This window comes from Rhizobium altiplani (assembly GCF_001542405.1).
Lineage (GTDB): Bacteria > Pseudomonadota > Alphaproteobacteria > Rhizobiales > Rhizobiaceae > Rhizobium > Rhizobium altiplani.
In genome coordinates this window covers 1-7743 of the sequence record NZ_LNCD01000094.1, presented here as the reverse complement: position 1 = coordinate 7743, position 7743 = coordinate 1, and the positions used below count along the sequence as shown (strand labels likewise).

Genomic DNA, 7743 nt, shown 5'->3' with positions numbered 1-7743 from the left:
CCCCATGCCCGAAACCTCCCCCTCCCCGTCATCTCCCTGAGGCCGAGCTCCGACACGATCCGCCGCGCCGCCTGCGGCGTGACATCCAGCGTCTTCGCCACCATGCCGGCCGACACCAATGGCTTCGCTATTACCAGCTCGACCAGCTCCGGCAATTTTGAAGACGTCCGCCGCCCATCGAGTTTTCGCTCCATGAGTGTTCGGGCCAGTGAAAGCCGGTCCTGCTCCTTCAGGCCGATCTCGGCGGCCGCGATCAGCCCGTGGGCAATGGCGACCAACCGGGTTTCGCTATGACGATGTCTGCGCCGATCGACGGCAATGGTTTTCAGGCCGAGATTGATCGCCGCCAGGTGGGCTCCGGTGGTGACGCCGGCCTGGCGCAGGATCGAGGCAGCCAGCAGTCGGCCGAGCCAAGGCGCATGCTGCAGCACAGACAATTCGTTCCAGGCATCGAGGGCGACGATCGCCTGCAGCACCGCCGGCAAGTCTTGCGCCTGCCGCACGACGCTGCGCCATTCCTCCAGCCGCGCATCCTCATCCCAGTCGAGATCGTAGATCATCGGATCTTTCTCTTGTGCGCTGGCACGGCCGGGCCGTATTGCGTTCTCGATCGCCGCCTCCGACCGGGCGAGCACCGCATCGATGGCGGCATAGTCGACACCGGGAAGGCCTTCGCCACCGCCAGCACCGCCCCCGTCCCCTATCGGCTCGACACCGACAGGCTGCTTGGCGCCGGTCGCCTCCGCCGCGTCAACGTCGGCCGGCATGATCTCCGACGTCTGCCGCAGCGTCCGAAGACCGTCGGTGGAAAAAGCCCAGCCGGACTGTTGGGTGGCGATTCGCCGGCGCGTGCGCAGCACGTCGCGGGCGATTGTCAGCTCATGGGTTGGTGTGCGAATATCGCGCGTGTCGTCGTGCAGGACGAGATCTTCCAGGTGGACGAGTTCGCCGTCGATCCACAACGAGGCGCAGGCATCGGTGAAGTGGGTGCGTTCGACAAAACCCTGCCCCACCGGCGAACGGGCGATGCGCTCGTCGAGACGCGCCAGCACGATGCCCGTGTGGCTTTTACTTTCGGATTTCAAATCGGAAAATGTCATACAGGCGTTAGGTTTAGACGCTAAATCGGTGTCGATTTTTCGCTAACGATTTCAAATGAAGCCCCTTGCCAAAGCGATTTCACGATCGAACCTTGCCGGCGGATCGCCCGATCTCGGACGAGCAGTGGTCGATGGCGCGTCGCATTGCCCGCGAGTTGGACAAGATCCTCGACGGTCGCGGCCCGAGGCAGGCTACCATCACGCGCGCGGCGGCTGAACTGCGCCTAACCACACGGCAAATCTACAATCTCCTCGCCCGATATCGCGCCGATCGGACGGTGACGGCCCTGCTGCCTCGCACTGCGGTCAGTCGGCGCAAACGGCTGTCGGAACAGATCGAGGAGATCATCGCGACCACACTTCGGGAGAAGTGGCTGACGCTCGAGCCGACCGGACTTGCTCCCGTGGTCGACGAGATCCGCGCGCGCTGCGAGGAAGCCGGTCTTGCCGTGCCGTCCTATGTGACGGTCGCTCGACGCATCCCGGTCTTGTTTTCGCCTGAAGAGATCGCCAAGAAGCGTTCGGCCAATCCGAAGCACTTTTTGCGGCTGAAGCCGCGACCCGGCTATATCCATGCGCCGCACCCGCTCGCCGTCTGCCAAATCGACCATACGCCGACCGATATCAATTTCGTGGAGGTTGTTGACGGGGCTGGTGTGTTCGTCGGCCGCCCTTACCTGACTGTCATCACCGACGTGGCGACACGATCCATCCTCGGCTTCTGCCTCACCTTGGAGAAGCCGTCGGTGCTGTCTGTCGCGCTATGCCTCGCCCAGGCCATGTGTCCGAAAGACGCATGGCTTGCCGCGCGCAATCTCAATCACGCCTGGCCGATGTTCGGTCGACCGCGGCTGCTGGTCGCGGACTCGGCGATGGAGTTCAAGGGGCATGCATTCCAACAAGGCTGTGAGGATTACGGCATTCGGATCCGCCCCCGCGATCGTGGCAGGGTCCATCACGGCGGCGTGGTTGAACGGCTGTTGGGCAAAGTCAACGGAGTTCTCGCTACCTATCCGGGCTCCTCGGGGCGTTCCGTCGCCCACCGCGATGAATATCCATCCGAGCGGCGCGCCTGCCTGAGCTTCGCCGATCTCGAGCGCTGCGTCGCGCTGGCCGTGATCGATCACAATCTGCAGGAAAATTCCAAGACCCTGAAGGTGCCGCTGACCGAATGGCAACGCAACGGTTCGGCATTGCCGGTCTTCGGCGACGATCCGCAACGCGTGCTGCTGTCGTTTCTACCAAGAACGGAGAGGCAATTGTCGCCGCAAGGGATCAGCATGTTCGCCCTGCACTATTATTCGGCGTGGCTGGGCGTCTTCGTTCCAGAGCGGGACCGGCTCGGAAAGCTCGAGGTGCGATACGATCCCCGCGACATCAGTCATGTCTATGTCCGCGACCCGGAAACAAGACAGTTTCGGCCGGTCGAGCGACGCGATGGCCAGTTGTCGCCAGTGACCCTATGGGAACATGCGGCCGAGCGCACCCGTCGGCGCACAACCAATCGACGCTCAAACGTCGAGAAGGTGGCGGTCCGCCGCGAGATCGCAGCCATAGCGGAGACCGCAAAGGCTTCCAAGCGCCAGTTGCGCGACGCTGTCCGCAGCGCACATGCCGCCACAGCGGACAAGCCTTATGCGGTCATGCGGCCGCCGGCGCCTCTACCGGCAGAGCATCCGCCGCGCCAAAAGAGCCGGTTGCCGGTCGAGGATTGGTAGCCATGTCGGATCATTTGCTCGAGCATGTCCGGCCATATCTCGGCCGTGATCGGGAAGAGCGGATCGCCTATATCCGCGCACCCCGTTGGATCGGGCATCATGTCGCCCAGGACAGCCATCGGCGGCTGGCCGAGCTCCTGGAACGACCTCCGTCTTTGCGAACCCAGGGGCTGATGTTGGTCGGCCCCTACGCCAACGGCAAGACGATGATCGCCGAACGCTTCGCCGTCGAGCACCTGAGAGCCGCGCCCGCGCAAAAAGTCTGGATGGTCCAGACACGCGAAGGCGCCGGCCTCGGCCATTTCTATGCCAGTATTCTGCAGGCGCTGCGCGCTCCCGGCGGCGATATGTGGGATGTCGGTCGCAAGGCGGAGCAACTCGACCACTTGCTGGAGAGCCTCAAGCCGAAGGTGCTGATTCTCGACGAGTTCCACAATGCGCTGCGGGGCCGTGCCCGCGACGTCGAAGCCGTCTTTGCCTTCCTGCGGCGGATCGGCCGCCAGTACGACATCTCGCCGGTGCTGATCGGCGAGGTGGCCGTCTGCGATTTCATCAACGCCACCAGCGAGATGGCGAGCCGCTTCGAGCTGGTCGCGGTCCCACGCTGGCAGTATGACGAAAACTATCTCATGCTGCTCGACAGTCTCGAGGCCGCATTGCCGCTGGCCAAAAGCTCCGATTTGTCGAACGAGCCGTTGGCGCGTCGGATATTCAGCCTCTCGGAAGGCTTGATCGGCGAGATCGTCACCATCGTCACCAAGGCGGCCGTCGCGGCGATTGGATCCGGAACCGAACGCATCAGCAAGGCCAGCATCGACGAGCTCCGCCACGTGCCGGTTTCTAAGCGGCGCAACGCGGCTCTGCGCGAGAGCCTTCTATGACGACGGTCGACGCGCCTGCACCGACGATCAGCATCCGTGAACACTATCGTGACGTCGCGTCCGACCGCTGGCCGGTCACCGTCGTGCCCCAGGCAGACGAGTTGCTGTCGAGCTGGCTACACCGGCTTGCACATGCCAATGGTGTTCCGCCGCGAGCCTTCGCTCGCGTGCTCCGGCGCAATGCGGTAATGTGGTCGCCAGCCCTTGATTTCCGGCTGCCGGGTGAAATCGCAAAGCTGCTGAGCGCCAACACCGGTATCGCGCCCGATGAGCTGGCGGCGATGATGTTGCCGCACGCCCTGCCGAGGCAGCTTCTGCTGCCGCTTCGCAACGGCGGACATCGGACAGAGTCAACCTGGCTGCAGTTTTGTTCTTACTGTCTCGCCGAGGATGCACAGCCCTATTTTCGGCGGAGATGGCGACTGGCAACCCGGGTTTCATGCTCGAAACATAGCTGTCGATTGCGCGACCGATGTCCGTCCTGCCAAAGCTGCATCGCGGTCTTTGACCAAGCTGAACTGGTGCCGCAACATTACTGTGCCCGCTGTGGCTACGACCTGCGTCGCGCATCGAGAATTGGCATCAGTCCAGCGGCAAGACAACTCGATCGCTGCATCGACGACATCTGTCGATTGGAAGGGATGAGAAATACGCCATCCAGCCGTTCGCTCATTCGACGCCTTTTGAACCTGCCCGATGGCATCTATTCGACGGCGAACCTGATCAGCCTGTCCACGGCGGCACGGGCGCACTGCATTGCGTGGGCAGCAAACCGACCGGACGACGACTGGCTGACGGCCGGCGACGAAACGGCAGCCGCGCAGTGGCGACTTCTGATCTTGGCGGCGAAGGGCCACCGGAGGCTCATCGAGCGTTTTGCGGACTGCCTCGAGAAACGAAGAGAACTCCGGGAACGCCAGGCTAAGACGACTGTCCAGCCAAAGCCCGTGGACGTGGCCGCCCTGCTCGGAGCGTATGCGCGTGTGATGGAGCGTGGTCGACGTCGTCGATCGGCGTGAGACAGGCCGAAACATAGCTCTTGGATGAATCAGTCGTTCTCCGATGCTTCGCTCTCGCGCATCGGCAGTGCATCCCCCTCGAGCGCCTGCCGGCTGAGCAGTCCCGCGTCCTCCAACCGTTCGAGGTCGGGAAGATCGCGTAGCGTCTCGAGGCCGAACGCCGACAGGAAATGCCTGGTGGTCACATAAGTATAGGGCGCGCCGGGTGTCGGGCTGCGCGGCCCGGAGCCAAGAAAGCCGGCGTCGCGCAAACTGGCGATCGTGTCGCGGCTCACCTCTTTGCCGAACATCTTCGACAGCTCGCCGCGGGTCACCGGTTGCAGGTAGGCGATGGCCGCCAGCACCGCGGCTTCGTGCTCGGACAGCGACACCGGAGACGACCGCGTCGGCGCCTGCGACGCGCGGATCGCGGCCGCATAGGCCGAGCGGCTTCGGTGCTGCCAGCCGCCGGCGACCGTAACGATGTCATAAGGACGCGACCGCAGGTCCTCGCGCAGATCATCGATGAGCAGCTCGATGCTGCAGCTCTTTCCGACCACCCGCGCCAGCGTCTCGCGGCTAACCGGTTCCACGGCGGCAAAAATGACCGCCTCCACCCTCAGCATCCATTCGCGCCAGCGCAGCTCCGGCGGTAGATCCTCAAGTTCCCGGTCATAGAGGATTTCATCCTCCGACCTCGATTTCCTTCCTCGATGTGTCCTGGTTGCCCCCGATCCGGTCATCGTCACAATCCAAAAATCCGGAAGGACGTGCGGCCGGAGAGTTCGCGCACCGCGCCAAAACTCTCGAGCCGCTCGAACAGCCGCGTCGCCGCCCAGCGGGAAAGATCGCTGCCGGGCGCGGAAGCCGGCACGGCATCCTCGTCGAGCAGCTTTTCGAAGACGACACCGGCGCCCTTCGTCCGCACCTTCGGCGCCGCCGCCAGCAATGCCTCGGCGCGCCGGCCGATGTCATTGGCCTGCCGCAGGGCCTCGGTCGTCCCTGACACGAGCGCCAGGCACACTGCCCGCGCAAAGCCAGGCTCGCCGGACCGCACCCGTCCGCGGCCGCCGATCGTCTTAAATGCGGCGCCATAGCGTTCGGCCATCAGCAGCGGCACGCCGCACGCCCAGCCGAGTTTTTCCGCCAACAGCCGATCGGCCAACCACCAGGCGAGGATTTCAGCGTCGGGCCGGGCGGCGCAGATTTTCGCCACCAGCTCGGCGACGGCGAAGGGTGCTGTGCGCGGCGACTGCAGCGCGGCGTCGAACAGATCGGCGAGCTCGTCCAGGCCGTCGCGGCGCAAGCCGATCAGTGCCGCCAACCCCTGCAGAACCTTGCTGCCGATCGTCCGCTTCTTCGCCGCCAGCCTTTGGAAGGCCAAAACCATTGTGCCGGCCGGTCCGGGATCGTCGTCGGGTGTGGTGAGCAGCAGCGCATCGCGCAAGGCCGGTTCGCTCTCGGTGCGGCCGATCAGCTGCACCGCCGATTGCGCGCATCTGAGCGCCAGCCGTTGACGCCAGCAGCCGGCCCAAGCGGGTTCGGTGCGCACCAGATCGTCCAAGGATTTCAGGGCGATGCCGGCGGCGAAGGCGGCGTCCGCCTCACCCAGCTCGCCGCCGCGCGGCAAAACCCAGGCCGGCAGGGGCGGCACGGCCGTGGGCGGAACTGGGGTGACGAGAGGCGAGCGGGAGCGCGAATCCATGCTGCCGAGCATAATCGAAGCGTGCAGTTTATGCCATGCGGTTCTGCCGAAACCGCACGGCCCGTCAACACTGTTTTATGTCCGGTAACCTTCCATTACCGGACATAAAGTGATAGCATCCCGAACCATGGAAAATCCCCCGGCAAACACGCCCAAAATCGACGATTCTAGCACCAACGTCGTCGATCCCGGCAGCGAATTGGGCGCTTCACCTCCCGCCCCCGGGCCGACACCCCGTGTCCCGGCGCGGCTGGAAGCCTTGGTCGAGACCGCGACAGCTTATGCCAACGCCGCCAGTTCCGAAAACACCCGCGATGCCTACGCCAAGGACTGGCGGCATTTCACCGCCTGGTGCCGCCGCGAAGGTTTTGAACCGCTGCCCCCCTCAAGCCAGGTGATCGGCCTCTATATCGGCGCCTGTGCTTCGGGCATCTCTGCCGAAAACCCGAAACGCAGTGCCCCTGCCCTCTCGGTGGCGACGATCGAGCGACGTCTCTCCGGCCTCGCCTGGAATTTTACCCAGCGCGGCGTGCCGATGGATCGCACCGACCGGCATATTGCGACGGTGCTCGCCGGCATTCGCCGCAAGCACGCCAAGCCGCCGCGACAGAAGGAGGCCGTGCTTGGCGACGACATCAAGGCGATGGTCAACACCCTCGGCCACGATCTGAGGGGCCTGCGTGACCGGGCCATCCTGCTCCTGGGCTTCGCCGGCGGCCTGCGGCGCTCCGAGATCGCCGGCCTCGACGCTGTCCGCGACGACAAGAGCGATGGCCATGGCTGGATCGAGATTTTTCCCGACCAAGGCGTCCTGGTGACGCTGCGCGGCAAAACCGGATGGCGCGAGGTCGAGGTCGGCCGCGGCGCCTCCAGCGAGACCTGCCCCGTGGCAGCCCTCGAGAGCTGGATCCGCTTCGGCCGGATTGCGCGCGGCCCCCTCTTCCGCCGCATCTTCAAGGACAACAAGACGGTCGACGTCGAGCGGCTTTCCGACAAACATGTCGCCCGTCTGGTCAAGCAGACCGCACTCGCCGCAGGCGTCCGTTCCGATCTTACGGAAGGGGAACGTGCGTTGCTGTTCTCAGGCCACTCGCTGCGCGCCGGCCTTGCCTCCTCAGCCGACATCGAGGAGCGGTATGTTCAGAAACAGCTGGGTCACGCCTCGGCGGAGATGACGCGTAAATATCAGCGGCGGCGCGACCGCTTCCGCACCAATCTGACAAAGGCGTCAGGGCTTTAAGAGGCCCCTCCCCTCGCCCGGCATGAAATCGTTAGGTCAAAATTGCGTGCCGGATTTTCAGCTTAGCGCTTCAATTGAAATCGGGAAGCAAAAGCCACAGC

Annotated in this window: 7 protein-coding genes; 4 read left to right on the top strand and 3 right to left on the bottom strand. The window is 64.3% G+C overall.

Going from position 1 to position 7743, the window contains the following annotated elements; genetic code table 11:
• Positions 1–1100, bottom strand: a 1100-nt coding sequence (locus AS026_RS22980) for an RHE_PE00001 family protein (protein WP_062371849.1), incomplete at its 3' end; no start/stop codon positions are given.
• 131 nt (positions 1101–1231) lie between these two features.
• On the opposite strand from AS026_RS22980, the gene AS026_RS22975 reads away from it, so the two are divergent.
• From AS026_RS22975 to AS026_RS22965, 3 genes are read left to right on the top strand one after another with little or no spacing between them, the layout of a single operon-like run.
• Positions 1232–2818: a Mu transposase C-terminal domain-containing protein gene (locus AS026_RS22975; protein ID WP_235777076.1), complete on the top strand. Its 1587-nt coding sequence runs from the start codon at positions 1232–1234 to the stop codon at positions 2816–2818.
• Between the two features lie 2 nt (positions 2819–2820).
• Positions 2821–3699, top strand: a complete 879-nt coding sequence (locus AS026_RS22970) for a TniB family NTP-binding protein (protein WP_028746973.1) — start codon at positions 2821–2823, stop codon at positions 3697–3699.
• A complete protein-coding gene (locus tag AS026_RS22965) occupies positions 3696–4718 on the top strand; it encodes a TniQ family protein (protein ID WP_028746974.1) in 1023 nt (340 codons plus the stop codon). Before AS026_RS22970 ends, AS026_RS22965 begins: the two co-directional genes overlap by 4 nt.
• A 29-nt stretch (positions 4719–4747) precedes the next feature.
• On the opposite strand, the gene scpB is transcribed toward AS026_RS22965, so the two are convergent.
• Together scpB and AS026_RS22955 are read right to left on the bottom strand one after the other, a co-directional pair.
• A complete protein-coding gene (gene scpB / locus AS026_RS22960) occupies positions 4748–5440 on the bottom strand; it encodes an SMC-Scp complex subunit ScpB (protein WP_051321166.1) in 693 nt (230 codons plus the stop codon).
• Positions 5441–5442: 2 nt separating this feature from the next.
• On the bottom strand, positions 5443–6402 hold the full coding sequence (locus tag AS026_RS22955) for a DUF1403 family protein (protein WP_028748909.1): 960 nt from the start codon (positions 6400–6402) through the stop codon (positions 5443–5445).
• A gap of 127 nt (positions 6403–6529) precedes the next feature.
• Between AS026_RS22955 and AS026_RS22950 the strand changes: the two genes are divergently transcribed.
• Positions 6530–7642, top strand: coding sequence for a tyrosine-type recombinase/integrase (locus AS026_RS22950; protein ID WP_028748910.1), 1113 nt, complete (start codon positions 6530–6532; stop codon positions 7640–7642).
• The last annotated feature ends 101 nt before the right edge of the window (positions 7643–7743 follow it).